Consider the following 21,316-nt stretch of genomic DNA (forward strand, 5'->3'; position numbering starts at 1 on the left):
GCCCCGAGGCCCCGCCTATCATCCGCGGCAACATTGACAGGAGACCTCTTCATGCACGCTTGGCTTTGCACCAACCCCGTCGGCGTCGACGCCCTGAGCTGGACCGAACTGCCCACCCCCACCCCCAAGGCGGGCGAGGTGCTCATCGAGATCAAGGCAGCCAGCCTGAACTTCCCCGATCTGCTGATCGTGCAGAACAAGTACCAGATGAAGCCGCCCCTGCCCTTCGTGCCCGGCTCCGAGTACGCGGGCGTCGTGGCCGCAGTAGGTGACGGCGTCACGCACCTCAAGGTCGGCCAGAACGTGGCCTGCCTGTCGGGCACCGGCGGGTTCGGCACCCACACGATTGCGCCAGCCGCTCTGTGCATGCCCTTGCCCGATGGTTTCTCGCATGTGGACGCGGCGGCCTTCATCATGATCTACGCCACCTCGTACCACGCGCTGGTCGACCGGGCCCAGCTCAAGGCCGGCGAGACGGTGCTGGTGCTTGGCGCCGCAGGCGGCGTGGGGACGTCGGCCATCCAGATCGCCAAGGCCATGGGTGCCCGCGTGATCGCCGCAGCCTCCAGCGACGAGAAATGCGCGCTGTGCACCTCGATCGGCGCGGACGCGACCATCAACTACAGCAAGGACAACCTGCGCGAAGCCATCAAGGCGCTGACCGATGGCAAGGGCCCCGATGTGATCTACGACCCGGTCGGCGGCGACTTTGCCGAGCCCGCGTTTCGCTCCATCGCCTGGCGCGGCCGCTATCTGGTGGTGGGTTTTGCCTCGGGCCCCATCCCTGCGCTTCCATTCAACCTGGCGCTGCTCAAGGGCGCCTCCATCGTGGGCGTGTTCTGGGGCGACTTTGCCAAGCGCGAGCCCAAGGCCAACGCCGCGATGATGGGCGAGCTCGCGCAGTGGTACGCCGCGGGCAAGGTCAAGCCCGTCATTGACCGCACCATGCCCATGGCCGAGCTGCCCGCGGCCTACGCGCACATGGGCTCGCGCGGGGTGATGGGCAAGCTCGTGATGGTCAACTGAACGCCACCGGGAGGGGCGGCTGGCGCCACCCTCCCTCCGGTCCTGGCCCTCGCCCCGCCAGGGGGCCGGTTCCAGGCGGGCCATTTCGCCATCCGGCGGGGCCCGCAAAACCGCACGCTGTGTCAAACTCGCGCCTCCTGCTCCCTCTGACACTGGTGTCCGCACATGGCCGACCGCTCCCCCTCCGAAATCGCACGCGAGACGCTCAAGCAGTTGGCCGCCCGCCGGCTTCCGCCCACGCCCGATAACTACCTGGCGTTGTATGACGAGATTGCGGGAACCCGAAGCCCGCAGCCCTTCCCCGAGGTCCCACTGCACCACATCCTGCGCGTGCTGCCCGGCCAGACGCCGGCGCAAAAACGTTTGCTCGGCCAGTTCGAACGCGCCGTCAACAACAAGGACTGGACCGCCGTACAAAGCGTGCTGGTGGGCTACGCCAACCTGGGCCTCACCCCCGCCGCGGCATCTGCCACCGCCCCGATTGAGACCGCCGCAGACGCCGCCGCTGCCGGCGCGGCCCACATCCTTCCCGACGAGTTTGCGCAGCTGCTCGCCCGCCTGATCGACAACACGCTGCCAGCGCTGGGTGAAGACGACGCCCGCGTCATCGAGATGGCGCAGCAGCTCATCACCTTCTTGAAGGAACCCGCGCCGCCGGTGTCCACCGTCCAGCTCATGCTGGGCAACTTCACCTACCGCCTGTCGTTCGCCACCGAGGAGCAGGCGGCCATCCGCACCAGCCTGCTGGAACTGTTGCACATGGTGTTCGAGAACATCGCCGTGCTCAGCGTGGAAGACCGCTGGCTGCTGGGCCAGGCCGAGGCGCTGATGGCCGCCTCGACGCCGCCGCTCACCCTGCGCCGGCTCGACGACGTGCAGCGCCGGCTCAAGGACGTGATCTTCAAGCAGGGTGAGGCCAAGGCTCGCACGCTGGAGGCCCAGGAGCAGATGAAGGACATGCTCTCCACCTTCATCGAACGGCTGGCCAAGATCACGGCTTCCAGCACCACCTACCAGGGCACCATGGCGCGCTGCGCCGACCTGATCGGCAAGGCCAACACCCTCGAAGAAATCGCGCCCGTGCTGCAAGAGGTGATGACCGCCACGCGCTCCATGGCGCTGGACAGCCGGGTGGCGCACGACGAACTGCACGATCTGCGCGAGCGCACCGAAGCCAAGCGTGCCCAGGTCGCCAAGCTGCAAGAAGAACTCGACCGCGCCAGCGCGCAGGCCCGGCACGACCCGTTGACCGGCTCGCTCAACCGCAAGGGCCTGGATGAAGCGATGGAGCGCGAGATCGCCCGCGCGCGCCGCCTGGGCTCGCCGCTGTGCCTGTCGCTGCTCGACGTGGACAACTTCAAGACCATCAACGACCGCCTGGGCCATTCGGGTGGCGATGCCGCGCTGGTGCACCTGGCGCAGGTCACGCGCGAGGTCATGCGGCCGCAGGACCTGCTGGCGCGCTACGGCGGCGAAGAATTCGTGCTGGTGATGCCTGACACCACGGTCGAGAACGGCGTGGCGGCGATGACACGGCTGCAGCGCGAACTCACCACCCGTTTCTTCTTGCAGGGCTCCGAAAAATTGCTCATCACCTTCAGCGCGGGCGTGGCCCAGCTGACCGACAGCGAAAGCAGCGCCGACGCCATCCGCCGTGCGGACCAGGGGATGTACCTGGCCAAACGCTCGGGCAAGAACCGGGTGATGACCGCATAGGCTGATGAAGCACCCCCTGAGTCGCCTTCGGCGCCTTCCCTCTCTCCTGCGGGAGGGAGACGCCACCAGCGCAGCGGGGCGGCCCTTGCGCGGTGGCCACTGGCCTGGGCCGCGCCAGCTTTCAAGCGCAGCGCAATGACGCAAGATCAGAGGCGAATCTTTTTGCGGCGAGCCGCCTGGGCTGCCGCCGCCACCGCCCTGCCCCGCTGGGCATGGAGCAATCCACCTTCCCTGCCATCGAACCCTTTCGCGCTCGGCGTGGCCAGCGGCGACCCGGCGCCGGACGGCGTGGTGCTGTGGACTCGGCTGGTGCTGGCGGACCCCGCACAGATGCAAGCCGCCCACACCGTGCGGTGGGAGGTGGCGCACGACGCGCGGTTTGCGCAGATCGTGCAAAAAGGAGAAGCCACCGCGCTGCCCGCGCTCGGCCACAGCGTGCATGTGGAGCTGCACGGCCTGGCGCCGGGGCGCTGGTACCACTACCGCTTCATGCTGGGCGACGCCGTGAGCACGGTGGGCCGCACACGCACCGCGCCCGCGCCGGGCGATCTGCCGGATGCTTTGCGCGTGGCCTTTGCCTCGTGCCAGCGCTGGGAGCACGGCCACTACGCCGCGTGGCGCCACCTGGCTGCCGACCAGCCTGATCTGGTGCTGTTTCTAGGCGACTACATCTACGAATACGCCACGCCGAAAAACACCGCGGACCTGGCGCGCACGCACAGCCTGCGGCTGGCCACCACGCTGGCTGACTACCGCGACCGCTACGCGCTGCACAAAAGCGACCCAGCCTTGCAAGCTGCGCATGCCACCTGCCCATGGGCCGTGACGTGGGACGACCACGAGGTGCAAAACGACTACGCCGGCGCCTCTGGGCGCGGCGACGCTGCAAGCTTTCTGGTCCAGCGCGGCGCCGCGTGGCAGGCCTTCTACGAGAACATGCCTCTGCGCGCAGCCAGCCTGAACCGCCCCGTCGCCGATACGCGTTGGGACGCCCTCCAGGTCTACCGCCGCCTGCGCTGGGGCCGCCTGGCGCACATCCATCTGCTGGACAGCCGTCAGTACCGCAGCTGGCAGGCCTGCCGGCCCACGGACTCCGCCAGCAGCGGCGCCGTGCGCGGCGGCAGTTGCGCCGAGCTGGCCGACCCCGCCCGCTCGCTGCTGGGCACGGCGCAGGAACAATGGCTCGACGCCGGCCTGGCGACCGACGCCGCCGCGCAGGGCGCCACGCGCTGGAGCGTAGTGGCGCAGCAGACGCTGTTCTCGCCGCGCCACTACCCGTCCGGCACGGTGTCCACCGACAGCTGGGACGGCTACCCCGCTGGCCGCGCACGCCTGCTGCAATCGGTGGCCCGCCACGCACCGCGCAACACCGTGCTGCTGGGCGGCGATATCCACCAGAACTATGTGTGCGAGGTGCGGGCTGACGCACAGCGCGCGGGTTCGCCGGTGCTGGCCAGCGAGTTTTGCGGCACTTCGATCAGCTCGCGCTCAGGCACCACGCAGGACAAGGTGGACGCGGTCGCGCGGCACAACCCGCATGTGCTGCTGGCCCGGTGCGACCAGCGCGGCTACGGCCTGGCGGACATCACGCCGCGGCGATGGACCACCACCCTGCGCGTGCTGGACGACCCGATGCGCGCGGACAGCAGCGCCAGGACGCTGGCACGCTTTGTGGTCCATGACGGCCGGCCGGGGCCGGTTCTCGACGCCAGCAGCTGAGGCGTTGTGGGGACTTGCCCGAGGGGATGCGCAGCGCGAGCGAAGACATCTATACGCCTCATCCAGCGGTCGTCAGCGGAGTGTGGCGGCAGGCGCTCGCAGCAGCGCAGGGATCGCGACCACGTGATGCGGCCAAACGCGAATGCTATGTATTTAATAGCTATTAGCGCTTACCTATCAAGCGCTAGAGGCCTAAAACACCCAAAATCCAAGCGCCTGTAGCGCAATGTAACGCCGCGCCCCTGCCTGAGCACCGCGCCGTACGATGGCCGCTTCGTGCCACGAAGGAGAAGCCCATGCCAGCCACAACCACCGCCGCCGCCCGCCTAGCGCCCGCCCACCCCACAGCGAACCGGCGCAGCGCCCCAGGCCTCGCCGCCGGTGCCGCACTCGCCGCCTTGCTGGCCGGCTGCGCCAGCGCCCCCTCGCAGTTCGCCTACACCGTGCCCGCCCAGCCCGAAGGCTCATCGGGTTACACCGAAAAACCCGGCTGGGCCACCGAGAAATTCGCCGTGGCCGCTGCCAACCCGCTGGCCACCGACGCGGGCTACCAGATCCTGAAAGCCGGCGGCTCGGCCATCGATGCCGCCATCGCAGTGCAGATGGTGCTGACGCTGGTGGAGCCGCAATCGAGCGGCATCGGTGGCGGCGCCTTCCTGCTGCACAGCACCGGAAAAACGGTGGAGGCCTATGACGGCCGCGAGACCGCGCCCGCTGCGGCCGACGAAAAACTCTTCCTGGGCGCCGATGGCAAACCTGTGCCCTTCTATGACGGCGTGGTGGGCGGCCGCTCGGTCGGCGTGCCCGGCACCGTGCGCATGCTCGAGATGGCGCACAAGCAGCATGGCAAGCTGCCCTGGGCCACGCTGTTCCAGCCCGCCATCACCCTGGCCGAGGGCGGCTTCAAGGTCAGCGCGCGGCTCAACACCCTGGTGGCGGCCGATGCCCACTTGAAGAAGGATCCGGTGGCCGCCGCCTACTTCTACAAGGCCGATGGCGATGCCCGCGACGTGGGCGTGAACCTGCGCAACCCCGAGCTGGCCGCCGTGCTGCGCAAGATTGCCGCCGAAGGCAGCAAGGCCCTGCACGAAGGCGAGATCGCCCAGGCCATCGTCGACAAGGTACAAAAGCACCCCACCAACCCGGGCAAGCTCAGCATGGCCGACCTGGCCGGCTACCGACCCAAGAAGCGCGAGGCGCTGTGCCACGACTACCAGGTGGCCAGCAAAGATTTCCGCGTGTGCGGCTTTCCGCCACCCAGCTCGGGCGCCATTGCCATCGGGCAGATCCTGGGCATCCTCAAGAACACCGACGCCGCCGCCAAGCCGCTGCAGGACGGCATCCCCTCGGCCGACTGGCTGTACCTGTACACCGAGGCCGCGCGCCTGGCCTTCGCCGACCGCGCGCAGTACGTGGGCGACCCGGACTTCGTGCAGCCGCCCGCCGGCAGCTGGAGCAGCCTGCTCGCCCCGGCCTACCTGGCCGAGCGCGCCAAGCTCATCGGCCCGCAGAGCATGAAGGTCGCGCAGCCCGGCAACCCCGGCGCGGTGAAGACCAGCTATGCGCCCATGCCCGACCAGCCCGAGTACGGCACCAGCCACATCAGCATCGTCGACGCGTTCGGCAACGCGGTGGCCATGACCACCACCATCGAAGACCAGTTTGGCGCGCGGCAAATGGTCAAAGGCTTCCTGCTCAACAACGAACTCACCGACTTCAGCTTCGCGCCCGCCGACGCGCAAGGCCAGCCCATTGCCAACCGCGTGCAGCCCGGCAAGCGCCCGCGCTCGTCCATGGCGCCCACGCTGGTGTTCGACAAGGCCACGGGCGAGTTGCTGATGAGCGGGGGGAGCCCCGGCGGCGCGGCCATCATCCACTACACCGCCAAGACGCTGTACGGCGTCTTCAACTGGGGCCTGATGCCGCAGCAGGCCATCAACCTGCCCAACTTCGGCTCCATGAACGGGCCTACGCTGCTGGAGGAAAAACGCTTCCCGCCCGCCACGGTGGAAGCCCTGCGCGCACGCGGCGCCGAGGTGCGCGAGATGAACATGACCAGCGGCCTGCAGGCCATCACGCTGGGCAACGCCCATGGCAAAAAGCTGTGGATGGGCGGCGCCGACCCGCGGCGCGAGGGTGTGGTGATGGGCGACTGAGGATCAACTTCAAGCAAAAAATGCCGCTACCGCTTTCTGGATAAGCGCCAGCAGCTATCAAAAAAAGAGCGTTCTGCAGTCCGTGCTGCAGAACGCTCTTTTTGCTGTGGCACGCCGGCTGCTGCCGCAATGCGGGTGCGGGCAAATCGGCCGCACTTCACACTACTGCGTCACTGCATCACCGGCTCAGCAGCTCACTGCTCGGCAATCACATCCACAAACACCAGCGGCTCGGTGCCGGTATTGACCAGGCCATGCGACTCGCCCTTGCGCACGATGGTCACGTCGCCCGGCTTCACCGCCACGTCCTTGCCATCCTTGTCGCGGAAGGTGCCCCGGCCCGAAATGATGATGTAGGTGTCTTCGTTGGTCGTGTGCTTGTGAAAGCCGATGGAGTCGCCCGGCTGCAGCGTGAGCCAGCTGATCTCCTTGATCGCATGGTCCTTGAGCGCCTTGTCGCGCGTGAAAGCGTATTCGCCAATCAGCGTGCCCTTGCCGCCGCCCGCCGCCTCCTTGTTGACCTTGATCAGCTCTTCCTTGGTAAACACGTCGGCCAGCGCCGGTGCGGCGGCCAAGGCCAGGGCGATGGCAGCGCCGGCAGCGCGGGCCAGGGTTTTGTTGTGTGTTGTTGTCATGAAGTCTCCTCGGTGGATGAAGCCGCGGCTGCGTTTGCGTTTGCGTTTGCGTTTGCGTTTGCGTTGACGTTGCTGCAGCCTGGTGCGGCGGCCACGCCTGCGTGCAGCGGGGCGCGTGCCGGGGAGCATGTTAGGCCCGAACGCGCGGCCTCGCTGCCAAGCCGTCAGGGTTCTGACGGTGTGCCGCTACCCCAGCCGCGCCAGCACCTTGGGCACGCTCGCCACCAGCATTGCCACACCCGACAACGTCAGCATGCCCAGCACGATCTGCCGGAACCGCGCGTCGCTGATGCCGTGGTACAGCCGCGCGCCCAGCAGCGTGGGCACCAGCATGGCGGGGACCACGATGGCCAGCAGGGGCAGGGCCTCGCGGGTGATGAGCCCTGTGGCCGCGTAGGTGGCAAAGGTCACCAGCAGCATGGCCAGGTTGAAGTTCTGGATGATGGCGCGCTGCACGTCCTTGTCCATGCCACGCAGCGTGCACCACAGCGTGGGCAGCACGCCGGTGAAGCCCCCCAACCCGCCCATCATGCCGCCCGCCATCCCGACCACCGCGTCGGCCACGCGGCCGCCGCGGGTGATGCGCGGCAGTTGCTTGGCCATGAGCATCGCCGGGCACCACAGCACCAGCAACATGCCCAGCACCAGCTTGAAAGCGTCCATGTCCAGGCGCGGCAGCACGGCCACGCCCAGCGGAATGCCCGCCAGGCCGCCCAGCACGAAGGGCAGCAGCCGTGCCTTGTCAAAGCCCCGGCGCACCGTGGCCGCTGCCACGAGTTGGCCCACGAGGGCACCGCACACCGTCAGCACAGCCGCCAGGCGCGGCTCCAGCGTCCAGGCCCAGAACGACATGGCCACCATGCCAAAGCCAAAGCCCGACAGGCCCTGCACAAACCCGGCCGCTATGGCGCCCAACGCCACCACCCAAAGTATTGAATCCATCGCCTCGAACTCCTCCGTGGAGTGGCTAGTGTCCGTCAGTTGCTGGACCCGCCTTTGGGGGCGGGCCGCCAAGCCGCGTGGCTACCGCAGTGCGATCGCTGCAGGGTTCGGTGCAGCGTTTCGGTGGCTCTGGGCTTCAGTACAGCGTCGCCTGTTGCCGCGCCGGCAGCTCCTTGTCGTACGTCGCGCCATCAAACGCATCGTGCGTGATGGCCGCAAGGATCGCCCCGGGCGTGGGCACCGTGCGTGGGGTGCCGGGGGGTACGGCGTCCCACAGGCGTGAGCGCTGGATGGCGCGGGCGCACTGGAAGAACACGGTTTCCACGTCGACCACGATCACGCATTTGGGCGGCTGGCCGTTGACCACAAAACGTGCGAGCAGCTCGGGCGCGGTGCTGATGCGGGCGCGGCCATTGACGCGCAGGGTTTCGCCCACGCCGGGGATCAGAAACAGCAGTGCCACGCGCGGGTCGGTCAGGATGTTGCGCAGGCTGTCGGCACGGTTGTTGCCGCGGCGCTCAGGCAGCAGCAGGGTCTTGTCGTCCTGCAGTTGCACAAACCCGGCGGGGTCGCCCCGCGGCGATGCGTCCAGCCCATCGGGGCCGCTGGTGGCCAGCATCACAAAGGGCGAAGCTTCGATCATGGCGCGGTAGGCGGGGTGCACGTTCGGCACCTCTTTGTAGACGGAGGCATCGCTGGGCTTGCCCATGAGCGCTTCAAGGTGCGCCAGGGTGTTGACGGCATGGGGGTCGGCGGATGCGGCGAGGGGTGTGGCGTGGTCTGTCATGGCGGTCATTGGGGGGTGATGAAAATCCGGGCCGGAGTCGATGGTGCGCGAGCTGGCCGGCGCTGACAAATGACATTGCAGCGCAGCATGCGTGACAAAATCGCACGCATGCCGCCCACTCTGCCACAGCGCCTGCCACCGCTTCATGCCGTGCGGGCGTTTGCGGCGGCCGCGCGGCACCTGAGCTTTACCCGCGCAGCGGCAGAGCTGCATGTCACGCACAGTGCTATCAGCCGGCAGGTCCGCGCACTGGAAGAACATCTGGGCGTGGCGCTGTTTGAGCGGCGCGTGCGGCAGGTGCTGCTCACGCCCCACGGCCTGCAATTTTTTACGCAGGTAGAGCCCGCACTGGCGCAGATTGGCGCAGCCGCCCAGGCGCTGATGGCACCCTCTGGCACCCGCACAGTGACGATCAACGTGCGCCCCTCGTTTGCGGTGCGCTGGCTTATCCCGCGGCTGCCGGCGTTTGTGGCGCAGTGCCCCGACATCGAGCCCAACGTGGTCACCAGCACCGTCACCCCCGACCAGGCGGGCGCGCCGTTTGACGTGGCGATACGCCGCGGGCTCGGCGGCTGGCCACACTCCATCGCCGCGCAGCCGTTTTTGCATGATGAGGCGCTGGTGGTGGGCACGCCCGCGCTGTGGGCCGCCCACCCCGTGAGGGCGCCGCGCGACCTGGGGGCGCATGTGCTGCTGTGGTCGCGCTCGCGCCACAGCGATTGGGAAGACTGGAAGAAACAGGTGGGCGCACTCGGGCTGCAGCCGGCCGGCCAGCTGCAGTTTGACCACCTGCACTTCGTGCTGCAGGCGGTGCTGGACGGCATGGGCTTTGCGCTCGCGCCGGCCTCACTCATGGCGCAGGACCTGGCGGCCGGCCGCCTGGTCTGCCCGCTGCCGGGCCTGGCCTTGCCGCTGGCGCGCCACTACTACGGCCTGGCGCCCCAGCCGTCGCCGCAGGCGCTGAGATTTGCGGCGTGGCTGGAGCAAGAGCTGCACGCGGCCAGCGCAGCCTGAGCTGGCCCAACCCGGGCTGACCGGCCCAGCCGCGTGCCTGCCGCGCCGCGCCGGGTCAGCGTGCGGCGCGCAGCTTGACGCTCGGAAAATCCACCGGCACGGCCAACGCCACGTTCACGTAGTTGGTGAAGAGGTTCAGCGCCACGTGCGCCACGACTTCCACGATGTGCTCATCGTTCAAGCCCTGGTCGCGCAGCGCCTGCACGTCGGCCGCATCAACTTGACCGCGCTCGTTGACCAGCTTGAGCGCAAAGCGCAGCACGGCGGCGGTGCGGGGGTCGGCTGATTGCCCCGACTGTGCGGCGAGCAGGTCGTCGCCACTCACGCCGGCCTTGCGGCCGAGCGCGGTGTGGGCCGCCAGGCAGTAGTCGCAGGCATTGCGGTCGGCCACCGCGACGGCGATCTGCTCGCCCAGCGCCGGGGCCAGCACGCCGCCGCCCAGTGCGCCGAAGGAGCCCAGCATGCTTTGCAGCGCAGCGGGCGAATTGGCCACCGCGCGGAACATGTTGGGCGTGCTGCCGAAGGCGCCATGGACCTGGTCGAGCAGAGCGCGGGCGCGGCCGGTGGCCGTGGCGGGGTCGACAAGACCCACGTGCGCTGGGGAAGTGGAGGTAGGGGACATGGTGTTTTCCTTGGAAGTTGTGGGAGATACGGTCGGCCGATGCAGCGGGCTGCGCCGGGTGCCTGAAGACAGCACCCCGCCAGTGTCTGGCGATAGCGCATACCATCGGGCATTAAAAATCCATCATTCATACCAATCCATCCAGACCCATATGCACAAGACGGACAACACCCCCGAGCCACCAGCGGCAGCCCTCGCGCCCTTTGACCGCCTGTCTTCCCTGCTGGAGCGGTTCCGCGTGCGTGCGCACCTGTTCCACAAAGGCCCGCTGTGCGGCGTGACGCACTACGCAGCAGCCCCTGGCCGGGGTTTTTTGCACGTGCTGCGCAGCGGCGAAATGGTGGTCACCCACCAGCCCCTGGCCGGCCCGCCGGAGCGGCTGGAGGTGCGTGAACCCAGCTTGCTGCTTTACGCGCGGCCGCTCGCGCATTACTTTCACAACGCGCCCGTCGATGGGGCGGACTTCACCTGTGCGGCGCTGGACTTTGACGGCGGCGCCAGCCACCCGCTGGCCCGTGCCCTGCCCCCGCTGATCGTGCTGCCGCTGCACGCGGTAGATGGCCTCCAGCAGGCGCTGGATCTGCTGTTTGCCGAGACCGACCGCCTGCGCTGCGGCCACCGCGTGCTGGCCGACCGGCTGTTTGAAGTGGTGCTGTTGCAGCTGCTGCGCTGGCTGCTGGACCATCCGCAGGAAGCGCACACGCCGCCGGGCCTGCTGACGGGCCTGGCCGACCCACGCCTTGCGCGCACGCTCACGGCTTTGCACGATGCGCCGGGCCAGGCATGGGGCCTGGAGCAGATGGCCGCGCAGGCCGGCATGTCGCGCAGCGCCTTTGCGGCCCGCTTCAAGACGGTGGTGGGCGAGACGCCAGCGGAGTACCTGGCGCACTGGCGGCTGACGCTGGCGCAGGCGCACCTTCGCGGTGGCCGGTCGATCAAATCGATTGCGCAGGAGCTGGGGTATGCCAACCCGTCTGCGCTGTCGCGGGTGTTTGCGCAGAAGCTGGGCATGTCGCCCCGCGCCTGGCTGGATGACAAGGCCGCACTGGTTTGAGGTCGTTGGGAAAAGCTCGACGACGCCGAGCACCGTCACCACAATGCCGTCGATGCGGTGGACGCTGCGGGGTGGTGCGCCGAGGCATGCCGCAACAGCCGCGGGGGTCGCCCCACACCAAAAATATTGATAAAAATCGGCCCTAGCGCTTATTCCTATTGCACTTATAGCTATTTAATTTATAGCAACCCAGTTGGAAGTCCATTCGCCTCGAAAGGAGCCCCCCGCCATGAACCCCGCCCTCTCCCAACTCGCCGCTGAATGCGGATTGGCCGACGAAGCCCGCGCGGGACTGCGCCTGGCTTTTGGCCTGGCCTGCGTGCAGCGCGTGCGCCATTTGCTGGAAGACCCCGAGGCCATCGCCGGCCTGGACACGCTGGCCGGGTTCATTGCGGGCACCGTGGATGCGGCCACGCTGGCGCACACGGCAGCGCGCTTGAAAGAGGTGGCGTCGCACCACCGGGGCTCGCAATCCATCGACGGTTCGGCCCACGCTGCCGTGTCTGCCACCTACGCCGTGGCCCATGCGCTGGCAGGGCGCGCGCTGGACGCCGCCAGCTACGCCGCCTATGCCACCGTGTACGCGTATGGCGGGTACGCGGTGCAGGACGCGTCTGCGTTTGAGCCGGAGCAGCAGTGGCAGGTACAGGCCCTGCAGAGGTTGCTGGGCGAAACATCGCGCGGGCAGGCGCAGGCACGGCACGCCGGCGACCCGCACTGCCCGGCCTATTCATCGGGCTGACCTGCACGCCAGGCCGCACAGGGCTCAGTGGCGGCCGCGATGGCCCTGCTTGGCGCGGTACATCGCGGCGTCGGCACTCGCCAGCAGGTTGTGCGCGTCCTGCGCATCGCGCGGGAACAGGCTCACGCCAATGCTGGGCCGCACGGGCAGCAGCTGGCCCTTGATGTCGAGCGGTGCGTCAAACGCGTTCTGCAGCTTGGCGGCCACCTGCAGCGCGGCTTCTTCAGAGTCCACGTTCTCGCACAGCACCGTGAATTCATCGCCCGCCAGCCGCGCCACAGTGTCGGCCTGGCGCACGGCGCCGGTGATGGTGCGCGCCGCAGCCTGCAGCACCAGGTCGCCCACCGCGTGGCCGTGCGCGTCGTTGATGCCTTTGAAGTCGTCCAGGTCCACGAACAGCAGCGCGCAGTTGCGGCCGCTGCGGCGCGAAAGCTCCAGGGCCTGCGCCAGCCGCTGCTCGAACATGCGGCGGTTGGGCAGGCCGGTGAGCGCGTCGTGGTGCGCCAGGTGCGCCATGGCGTCGCGGCTGGCGTTCAGCTCGGTCATCTGGCGGCTGATCTGCTGCTCCATATCCTCAAAGCTGCGCGCCAGCTCGCCGATCTCGTCCTCACGCTGCAGCGGCAAATCGCTGTGGGGCCGGCCCTGCGAAAACGCCTGCGTGGCCCGCACCATGGCCTTGAGCGGCCCGGTGACCAGGCGCGACACCCACGCCGCCAGCAGCACGCCCAGCACGCTGAGCACCACCAGCACCTTGAAGATGCTGCGGCCCAGGTCCAGCACCTCGCCCTGCACGGCCGCGAGCGGTTGCGAGAGGCCCACCACCATGAACCGCCTCTCGCCATCGCGCCCAAACGGCATGCGCACGAACGAGAACACGCGGGCTTCTTCGTCGTCGGTGCCCGGCAGGCCAAACACGGCCTCCGTCTCGCGGCCATTGACCAGCGCCGCGGCCGGGGCAAAGGTTTCCTGCACCAGGATGCGCTGGCCGCGGTCAAATCCGAAAGCCTGGCTGGCATCGGGGTGGACGAGGAAGTCTCCCCACCGGTTGCTGAGGAAAAAACCGTACGGCGCCGGCAACGCGGTGTTGAAGTTGCGCAAGAACCGCTGCGCCGCCACCCGCACCACGACCACGCCGCGCACCTGACCGCCACGCACCACGGGCGACGCCATGCTGAACACGGGCAGTGCCTCGGCATCGGCGGCGCCCTCGTGGTTGATGCCGAACTCCGACACGTAGACCTCGCCGGCGCCCAGGCCCAGCGTCTCGAACACAAACGGGAAATGCGACTTCTCCTGCAGCTCGTCCTCGCCTGCGCGGACCCAGGCGTCGCCCTTGCGGTCGATGCGCACCAGCTCCAGGCCGTAGTCCTGCGCGCCGATGTAGCGAATCTGCAGGTAGCTGGGGTGGGCGATCAGGCTGGCGCGGAAGACGTCGGCCAGCGCATTGCGGTCCTGCTCGATGGCGGCCACGCTGGCCAGAAACGCCGCATCGCGCTCCACTGTGCCAAAGCCGGCCTGCATGTGGCGCGCCAGCACCTGGGTGGTGGCCAGCAGCGCCTGCTCGGCCCTCCCCTGCAGGCGGGTGCGGCTGGACTCGAAGGTGTAGTAGCCCGCCAGCACGGCGGCCAGCACACTGAAGGACGCCAGCAAGACCCCCAGCCGCAGTGCAATGCCCCATTTCATGCGGCGCTCCTCAGAACCTGGCCGGACGGTCGCCCGACAGGATGCGCTGCCACAGCTGTGCGCGGCGGGCTTCGTCTTCCACCGGCTCCAGCCACACGATGCTGCCGGCAGGGGCGTCTGCCGACAGCGCTGGCGGCTCGTCGAGCGTGTTGGCCAGCCCCTGGCGGCGCGTCAGTTCGCGGCTGACGGCGGGGTCGAGCATGTGGTTGATCCACGCTGCGGCCAGCTCGACCTGGGTAGAGCGGCGGGTGACGGCCCAGCAGTCGAGCCAAGCCAGCGCACCTTCGCGTGGAACCACATAGCCCACGTCAAGCCCCGCGTCGCGCATCTGCTTGAGCTGCTGCTGCCCATAGTTGGCATGCATCACGGCAATGCGGTGCTTGCGAAACAGCTCCAGCGACTCCTCGGGCAGGCTGTAGAACGCACGCACGTTGCGCCGCAGGGCCACCAGGTCCTTGGCCAGGGGGCTGAACTTGTTGGCATCGATGTGAAACGGCGGCAAACCGCGGTACATGGCCGCGAGCGAAAAGCCGTGGCTGCTGCCATCGAACATCAGGACCCGGCCGCGCCAGCGCGGGTCCCACAACACGGCGATCGACTGCGGCGGGGCGCTGAACGCCTGCCGGTCGTAGATAAGCCCCATCTCGGAGTAGGTATAGGGCATGCCATACACATCGGTGCCCTGCGTGATGCCGGCGATGGACTGCAGGCTGCGAAAACGCGGCAGCTGGCGCTGGGTGTTGGGAATGTTGCCCAGCGGCAACGGTGTGAGCAGCCTGCGCGCCGCAAAACGGGCGATTTCGGCCGTATTGGCGGCCACGAGGTCGAATGCCGGGCCCTCGCGGTTGGCCACCTGGGCGCGCAGCACCTCGTCCGACGCCACGGTGGTGATCTCGACCTTGACGCCATGACGCTTCTCGAACGCGGCCACGATGTCAGGGTCGGCATACCCCGGCCAGGAGAGCACCCGCAGTACGCTGGCAGCCCGCGCGGGCAGGGCCCACAAGGCGGCAGACGCCAGCGGCAGCAGCACCGCCACGTCACGACGGTGCAGCCGCCGCACCGAAGTGCTGGACGCATTGCCCGCCCGCCACCCTGCCGTGACTGCCATGCCGAAAGCCCCGCTTCTGCAATATCTGGTAACAAATAGTTTACGCGGACAATACGCTGCGTGACGATCCCTCAGTCTTTCATTCAGGAACTGCTTGCCCGCGTTGACGTGGTCGACATCGTGGGCCGCTATGTGGAGCTCAAGAAAGGCGGGGCCAATTTCATGGGGCTGTGCCCCTTCCACGGCGAAAAATCCCCGTCTTTCAGCGTAAGCCCCGCCAAACAGTTCTATCACTGCTTTGGCTGCGGCAAAAACGGCAACGCGATCAGCTTTCTGATGGACCACGCGGGCATGGGCTTTGTCGAGTCGGTGCAGGACCTGGCCCAGAAAGTCGGCCTGCAGGTGCCGGACGACGACATTTCGCCCCAAGAAAAAGAACGCGCCGCCGCCGCGCGCCAAAAACAGGCCACCCTGACCGACGTGCTGGAGAAAGCGGGCGACGCCTACCGCCGACAGCTGCGTGAATCCCAGCGGGCCATTGCGTACTTCAAGGGCCGCGGGGTCTCGGGCGCCATCGCCAAGCGCTATGGCCTGGGCTATGCGCCCGAGGGCTGGCGCAGCCTGGCGAGCGTGTTCCCGCACTACGACGACCCGCTGCTGGAAGAGAGCGGCCTCGTCATCGTGGGCGAGGAAGGGCAGGACAAGCGCTACGACCGGTTTCGGGACCGGGTGATGTTCCCCATCCGCAACGTCAAGGGCGAGTGCATCGGCTTTGGCGGGCGCGTGCTGGGAGACGACAAGCCCAAATACCTGAACTCGCCCGAAACCCCGGTCTTCCACAAGGGCCGCGAGCTCTACGGCCTGTTCGAGGCGCGCACCGCCATCCGCGAGCACGGCTACGCACTGGTCACCGAGGGCTACATGGACGTCGTGGCGCTGGCCCAGCTGGGGTTTCCGAACGCGGTGGCCACGCTGGGCACCGCCTGCACGCCCGAGCATGTGCACAAGCTGCTGCGCTTTACCGAATCGGTAGTGTTCAGTTTTGACGGCGACGGCGCAGGCCGGCGCGCCGCCCGCAAGGCCCTCGACGGCGCCCTGCCCCACGCCACGGACACGCGCAGCATCAAGTTTCTCTTTCTGCCGGCGGAGCACGACCCCGACAGTTTCATCCGCGCCAACGGTACGGATGCGTTCGCCAAACACGTGAGCGATGCGGTGCCGCTCAGCCGCTTTCTGGTCGAGGCCGCCAGCGAAAACTGCGACCTGGCCACCGCCGAAGGCCGCGCCCACATGGCCAGCAACGCCCGCCCGCTGTGGACGGCCCTGCCTGACGGCGTGCTCAAGCGCCAGGTGCTGAGCGAATTGGCGGATCTGACCCAGCTCAAGGCCCAGGATTTGGCGGACCTGTGGGGGCAGGCCAGCGCGCGCGAGGCTCCGCGCACCGCCCCCGCCAGTGCAGGCGGCGCACCGGCCCGGTACGCGCCCTCTGCGTACGAGCAGGAGGCGCCGTCGTGGGACGCTCCGCCCGACGCTGGGTCGTGGCAGCCGCAGGGCGAGCCCACCGGCGGCGGATACGGCGGCGGATACGGCGGTGGCTATGGTGGCGGATACGGCAGCGGCGACGCGGGCTACGGCAGCGGCTACGGCCCCAAGCCGGCGTTTCGCAAAAGCGGCGACTGGAAAAGCAACTGGAAGAAAAAAGACAAGGACGCCCCCTGGCCACCCCAGCCGCGACTGCCGCGCACGCCCACGGCCAGCCGCACGGACCACGCTGCGCGGCTACTGCTGTCGCACATGGCGTTTCTGGAAGAGCTGACCCACGACGACCACACCACCCTGTGCGCCCTGCCGTCTCCGCACGGCCCACTGTTCAGCTGGCTCGAAGCGCAGTTTCATGAACAAGGCTCCCTGCCCTGGGCCGTGCTGCGCGAAAGCCTGCGCGAGCACGAATGCGAGGCCCTGGCCGTGAAGGTGATGACGGGATCCCACGCCCAGACCGAGGGGGATCTGCAGGAACTGCGGCTGGAGCTGCGCGATCTGCTCAACCGCATGCAGGTCGAGGACATCGAGGCAGAGCAAAAGGTGTTGATGCTGCAGGCAGCCCAGGACCCGTCCGCCCTGGAGCGCTACCGCGTGCTCGAACAAAAACGCAAGGTTTTGCTCGGCATAGGCGCCAAAGCGGCTTGAAATCCGCCTCGACGGTATAATGTAGGGTTAGTTAGCGGCAAGAGCGACAGCAGCACCTCCGAACCGGGCACACGTGACAAACGCGCACAACCAGCCCAATCATCGCAAGGACTGCACACCAAATGATCGCCCAGACATCTTGCCCCTGAGGGTTTCCCCTCAAAAGCGATGACCTTCCGAGGCTCGCTTGCCACCCGCGCCGGGATCTGTGGCGTTGCGTTTTCTTTGTGTCCGTTTTTGATTCTGAGGTGTCCATGCCCGCTCAAAAGTCCGCGAAGCCGCTCAAGACTGCTCCTGCTCCCGCCGCCAAGGCTGTTCCCACCCCTGCTGCCAAGGCGCCCGCAAAGGCCGCGGCCAAAAAGTCTGCCCCTGCGCCCGCCCCAGTGGCCAAGAAAGTGAAACCAGTGCCCGTGAAAAGTTCTGCCGAGCTGACCAAAGCTGCCGATGAATTGCTGAAGAAGAAGCCTGTCCGCGCCAAGGCTGCTGCTGCCGCGTCCGACGAGGACGACACCCCCAAGAAGCGCCCTGGCCGCCCCGCCAAGGCTGCCGCCGACGGCGATGCCGATGCCAAGTCACCCGCCAAGCGCGGCCGCAAGCCCAAGGCCGGCGCCGCCAGCGTGGAAGGCGGCGATGACACCGACCTGTCCGACATCGAAGCGGACCTGGAAGGCGAAGTCGAAGAGACCACGGAGGCCGCTGCCACGGTCGAGAAGGTCAAGCCGCTGCGCATGAAGATCAGCAAGGCGAAGGAACGCGCCTTGATGAAGGAATTCGGCCTGGACGAAACCGTCCTGTCCGAAGAAGACATGCAAAAGCGCCGCCAGCGCCTGAAGGCCCTGATCAAGCTGGGCAAGACCCGCGGCTACCTCACGCACGTCGAAATCAACGACCACTTGCCCGACAAGCTGGTCGATGCCGAAACCCTTGAAGCCGTCATCACCACGCTGAACGACCTGGGCGTGGCGGTGTACGAGCAGACGCCCGATGCCGAAGCGCTGATCATCACGGACAACGCCCCCGCAGGCGCCACCGAAGAAGAAGCCGAAGAAGCCGCCGAAGCCGCGCTGTCCACCGTGGACTCGGAATTCGGCCGCACCACCGACCCGGTTCGCATGTACATGCGCGAAATGGGCACCGTGGAGCTGCTCACGCGCGAAGGCGAAATCGAAATCGCCAAGCGCATCGAAGGCGGTCTGATGGCCATGATGGAGGCGATCAGCGCATCGCCCGCCACCATTGCCGAGATCCTCAACATGGGTGAGGACATCCGCGAAGGCAAGGTCGTCATCTCGACCATCGTGGACGGTTTTTCCAACCCCAACGAGGCCGACGACTATGTGGCCGAAGAAGACTTCGACGAATTCGACGAAGCCGACGACGACGACGGCAAGGGCGGCTCCAAGGCGCTGACCAAGAAGCTCGAAGAACTCAAGAAGCAGGCGCTGGAGCGCTTTGACAAGCTGCGCGAGCTGTTTGAAAAAGTGCACAAGGTGTACGACAAGGAAGGCTACGGCACCCCTGCGTACGTCAAGGCCCAGCAGGCCCTGTCGGCCGAGCTGATGACCATCCGCTTTACCGCCAAGACCATCGAGAAGCTGTGTGACATGGTGCGCGGCCAGGTGGACGACGTGCGCAAGAAAGAGCGCGAGCTGCGCCGCATCATCGTGGACAAGTGCGGCATGCCCCAGGAAACCTTCATCAAGGACTTCCCGCCGAACCTGGTGAACCTGAAGTGGGTCGAAAAGCAGGCGACCGCTGGCAAGCCCTGGTCGGCCATCATTGCGCGCAACATCCCGCCCATTCAGGATCTGCAGCAAAAGCTGATGGACCTGCAGTCGCGTGTGGTGGTGCCGCTGACCGAGCTCAAGGGCATCAACAAGCGCATGAACGAGGGTGAAGCCACCTCGCGCGATGCCAAGAAGGAAATGATCGAGGCCAACCTGCGCCTCGTGATCTCGATCGCCAAGAAGTACACGAACCGCGGCCTGCAGTTCCTCGACTTGATCCAGGAAGGCAACATCGGCCTGATGAAGGCGGTGGACAAGTTCGAATACCGCCGCGGCTACAAGTTCTCGACCTACGCCACGTGGTGGATCCGCCAGGCCATCACCCGCTCGATCGCCGACCAGGCGCGCACCATCCGTATCCCGGTCCACATGATCGAGACGATCAACAAGATGAACCGCATCAGCCGCCAGCACTTGCAAGAGTTTGGCTTTGAGCCCGATGCGTCCATCCTGGCGGCCAAGATGGAGATCCCGGAAGACAAGATCCGCAAGATCATGAAGATCGCCAAGGAGCCGATCTCCATGGAAACGCCGATCGGCGACGACGACGACAGCCACCTGGGCGATTTCATCGAAGACGGTGCCAACACCGCCCCCATCGAAGCTGCCATGCAGGCCGGCCTGCGCGACGTGGTCAAGGACATCCTGGACGGCCTCACGCCGCGCGAAGCCAAGGTGCTGCGCATGCGCTTCGGCATCGAGATGACCAGCGACCACACGCTGGAAGAAGTGGGCAAGCAGTTCGACGTGACCCGCGAACGCATCCGCCAGATCGAAGCCAAGGCGCTGCGCAAGTTGAAGCACCCATCGCGCTCGGACAAACTGCGCAGCTTCATCGATTCGCTGTAAGCAGCCACTCGCTGCGCCGGCCACGCTGCATCAGGTCAGCGCAACGCCCTGCCCCGCAACCGCGGCGCAGGGCGTTTTTTATGGCCCGCTGCGCGTGTTTACCCTGATACTCTCGACAGCAGACTGACAGCCTGGGCAGTGACCATTGGCAGCCTGCCTTCAGTCACCCTGCACCTGCGCAGTCAAGCCATCAAGCCTGCTGGCGACCACCGCGCAACAGCGACTTCGCTGTGAATCGGTTGCGTAGAGGGCTGTGTCCCGTCCCCGTTCCATCACGAGGTAATCCATGACCGCCATCAACCGCCGCAAGGCCATCGCGCAAACGGCCCTCACCGCTACAGCGTGGACAGCCTTCAACCCTTCAGCCTGGGCGCAAGCCGGCAACAACGCTGCGGCGCCCCGCGCCACGGTGGCCAAGGCCCCCAAGCTGGCGGGCACCCTGCGCATCGTGATCCCGGCCAACCCAGGCGGCGGCTGGGACCAGACGGGCCGGGCGCTGGGTGCAGCCCTGGTTGCCGTGGGCGCGGCAGACCAGATCGAATACGAAAACATTGGCGGCAAAGGCGGCACGATTGGCCTGGCCAAATATGCCGAGAAATACGGCAACGATGCCAACACCCTGCTCATGGGTGGCATGGTGATGGTGGGCGCGGTGGCGCTGCAAAAGCCCGCCGTGGACCTCACCCAGATCCAGCCACTCGCGCGGCTCACCAGCGACTACCTGGTGGCTGCCGTGGCGGCCAAGTCGCCCATCAAGACCGCCAAGGACTTGACCGACGCCATGCGCGCTGATCTGAAGGCGGTGCCCGTGGCCGGTGGCTCTGCCGGCGGGGTGGACCACATCTTTGCGGGCGTGCTGGCGCGCGCCGCCAAGGCCAGCCCCGAGGCCCTTGTCTACAAGCCGTTTGCCGGCGGCTCCGAAGTCGTGGATGCGGTGATCTCAGGCAGCGCGGCCATGGGGCTGTCAGGCTACAGCGAGTTCAGCGATGCGATTGCGGCGGGCAAGCTGCGCGCCATCGGCGTGTCGTCGCGCCGCAGCGCCTTTGGCCTGCCGGCTTTTCGCGAGCAGGGCGTCGACGCGACCATGGCCAATTGGCGAGGCGTGTTCACCGGCAAAGGCATATCTGCCGCACGCATGTCCGAGATGCTGGCCGCCGTTGAGGCCGCCACGGTCCATGAATCCTGGGTCCGCACGCTCAAGAACAATCGCTGGGAACCCTCTTGGCTGACGGGCAAGGATTTGGCAGAGTTCATGGAACTGGACCTCACCACCGCGCGGGTCATGGTGTACCTGCTCAAGCTCAAGGCTTGAAGCGCCACACCACCGGGCCGCTGGTGTTGTACCC

16 protein-coding genes are annotated in these 21,316 nt (G+C 67.3%); 10 read left to right on the forward strand and 6 right to left on the reverse strand.

The window, feature by feature from the left end; all coding sequences use genetic code 11:
• Window positions 1-51 precede the first annotated feature (51 nt).
• The 4 genes from ACSQ3Q_RS16100 to ACSQ3Q_RS16115 all read left to right on the forward strand — a co-directional run bounded on the left by ACSQ3Q_RS16100 (window position 52) and on the right by ACSQ3Q_RS16115 (window position 6,617).
• The gene (locus ACSQ3Q_RS16100) at window positions 52-1,026 is read left to right on the forward strand and encodes an NADPH:quinone oxidoreductase family protein (protein WP_436135352.1); all 975 of its coding nucleotides are present in this window, start codon (window positions 52-54) and stop codon (window positions 1,024-1,026) included.
• A 165-nt stretch (window positions 1,027-1,191) separates the two neighbouring features.
• A complete protein-coding gene (locus ACSQ3Q_RS16105) occupies window positions 1,192-2,742 on the forward strand; it encodes a GGDEF domain-containing protein (RefSeq protein WP_436135353.1) in 1,551 nt (516 codons plus the stop codon).
• Between the two features lie 135 nt (window positions 2,743-2,877).
• A complete protein-coding gene (locus tag ACSQ3Q_RS16110) occupies window positions 2,878-4,461 on the forward strand; it encodes an alkaline phosphatase D family protein (protein WP_436135354.1) in 1,584 nt (527 codons plus the stop codon).
• Between the two features lie 296 nt (window positions 4,462-4,757).
• Window positions 4,758-6,617 (forward strand): gamma-glutamyltransferase family protein, encoded by a 1,860-nt coding sequence (locus ACSQ3Q_RS16115; RefSeq protein ID WP_436135355.1) that lies wholly within the window; start codon window positions 4,758-4,760, stop codon window positions 6,615-6,617.
• A gap of 194 nt (window positions 6,618-6,811) precedes the next feature.
• Here the strand turns inward: ACSQ3Q_RS16115 and ACSQ3Q_RS16120 are convergent, their stop codons facing one another.
• The 3 genes from ACSQ3Q_RS16120 to ACSQ3Q_RS16130 all read right to left on the reverse strand — a co-directional run bounded on the left by ACSQ3Q_RS16120 (window position 6,812) and on the right by ACSQ3Q_RS16130 (window position 8,990).
• Window positions 6,812-7,252 carry a cupin domain-containing protein gene (locus tag ACSQ3Q_RS16120; RefSeq protein ID WP_436135356.1) on the reverse strand — a complete coding sequence of 147 codons (441 nt, stop codon included), beginning with the start codon at window positions 7,250-7,252 and terminating at the stop codon, window positions 6,812-6,814.
• A gap of 186 nt (window positions 7,253-7,438) precedes the next feature.
• On the reverse strand, window positions 7,439-8,194 hold the full coding sequence (locus ACSQ3Q_RS16125) for a sulfite exporter TauE/SafE family protein (protein ID WP_436135357.1): 756 nt from the start codon (window positions 8,192-8,194) through the stop codon (window positions 7,439-7,441).
• A gap of 136 nt (window positions 8,195-8,330) precedes the next feature.
• Window positions 8,331-8,990, reverse strand: coding sequence for a pyridoxamine 5'-phosphate oxidase family protein (locus ACSQ3Q_RS16130; protein ID WP_436135358.1), 660 nt, complete (start codon window positions 8,988-8,990; stop codon window positions 8,331-8,333).
• A gap of 78 nt (window positions 8,991-9,068) precedes the next feature.
• Between ACSQ3Q_RS16130 and ACSQ3Q_RS16135 the strand changes: the two genes are divergently transcribed.
• Entirely contained in the window at window positions 9,069-9,995 is a 927-nt protein-coding gene (locus tag ACSQ3Q_RS16135; RefSeq protein WP_436135359.1) for a LysR substrate-binding domain-containing protein, read from the forward strand.
• Window positions 9,996-10,050: 55 nt separating this feature from the next.
• Here ACSQ3Q_RS16135 and ACSQ3Q_RS16140 read toward each other — a convergent pair whose 3' ends face one another.
• Window positions 10,051-10,617 carry a carboxymuconolactone decarboxylase family protein gene (locus tag ACSQ3Q_RS16140; protein ID WP_436135360.1) on the reverse strand — a complete coding sequence of 189 codons (567 nt, stop codon included), beginning with the start codon at window positions 10,615-10,617 and terminating at the stop codon, window positions 10,051-10,053.
• Between the two features lie 151 nt (window positions 10,618-10,768).
• Between ACSQ3Q_RS16140 and ACSQ3Q_RS16145 the strand changes: the two genes are divergently transcribed.
• Together ACSQ3Q_RS16145 and ACSQ3Q_RS16150 are read left to right on the forward strand one after the other, a co-directional pair.
• Window positions 10,769-11,671 (forward strand): AraC family transcriptional regulator, encoded by a 903-nt coding sequence (locus tag ACSQ3Q_RS16145; protein WP_436135361.1) that lies wholly within the window; start codon window positions 10,769-10,771, stop codon window positions 11,669-11,671.
• Window positions 11,672-11,900: 229 nt separating this feature from the next.
• Window positions 11,901-12,413, forward strand: a complete 513-nt coding sequence (locus ACSQ3Q_RS16150) for a hypothetical protein (protein ID WP_436135362.1) — start codon at window positions 11,901-11,903, stop codon at window positions 12,411-12,413.
• 24 nt (window positions 12,414-12,437) lie between these two features.
• On the opposite strand, the gene ACSQ3Q_RS16155 is transcribed toward ACSQ3Q_RS16150, so the two are convergent.
• Together ACSQ3Q_RS16155 and ACSQ3Q_RS16160 are read right to left on the reverse strand one after the other, a co-directional pair.
• Window positions 12,438-14,096 (reverse strand): diguanylate cyclase domain-containing protein, encoded by a 1,659-nt coding sequence (locus ACSQ3Q_RS16155; protein WP_436135363.1) that lies wholly within the window; start codon window positions 14,094-14,096, stop codon window positions 12,438-12,440.
• Between the two features lie 10 nt (window positions 14,097-14,106).
• Complete coding sequence (locus ACSQ3Q_RS16160; RefSeq protein ID WP_436135364.1) at window positions 14,107-15,207, reverse strand: ABC transporter substrate-binding protein; 1,101 nt, start codon at window positions 15,205-15,207, stop codon at window positions 14,107-14,109.
• 60 nt (window positions 15,208-15,267) lie between these two features.
• Between ACSQ3Q_RS16160 and dnaG the strand changes: the two genes are divergently transcribed.
• The 3 genes from dnaG to ACSQ3Q_RS16175 all read left to right on the forward strand — a co-directional run bounded on the left by dnaG (window position 15,268) and on the right by ACSQ3Q_RS16175 (window position 21,282).
• A complete protein-coding gene (gene dnaG / locus ACSQ3Q_RS16165) occupies window positions 15,268-17,334 on the forward strand; it encodes a DNA primase (protein WP_436135365.1) in 2,067 nt (688 codons plus the stop codon).
• A gap of 254 nt (window positions 17,335-17,588) precedes the next feature.
• On the forward strand, window positions 17,589-19,970 hold the full coding sequence (gene rpoD, locus ACSQ3Q_RS16170) for an RNA polymerase sigma factor RpoD (protein WP_436135366.1): 2,382 nt from the start codon (window positions 17,589-17,591) through the stop codon (window positions 19,968-19,970).
• Window positions 19,971-20,256: 286 nt separating this feature from the next.
• Complete coding sequence (locus tag ACSQ3Q_RS16175; protein WP_436135367.1) at window positions 20,257-21,282, forward strand: Bug family tripartite tricarboxylate transporter substrate binding protein; 1,026 nt, start codon at window positions 20,257-20,259, stop codon at window positions 21,280-21,282.
• The last annotated feature ends 34 nt before the right edge of the window (window positions 21,283-21,316 follow it).

Origin of the sequence: Acidovorax sp. LjRoot129, assembly GCF_964253765.1 — a bacterium.
Taxonomy (GTDB): Bacteria; Pseudomonadota; Gammaproteobacteria; order Burkholderiales; family Burkholderiaceae_C; genus Acidovorax.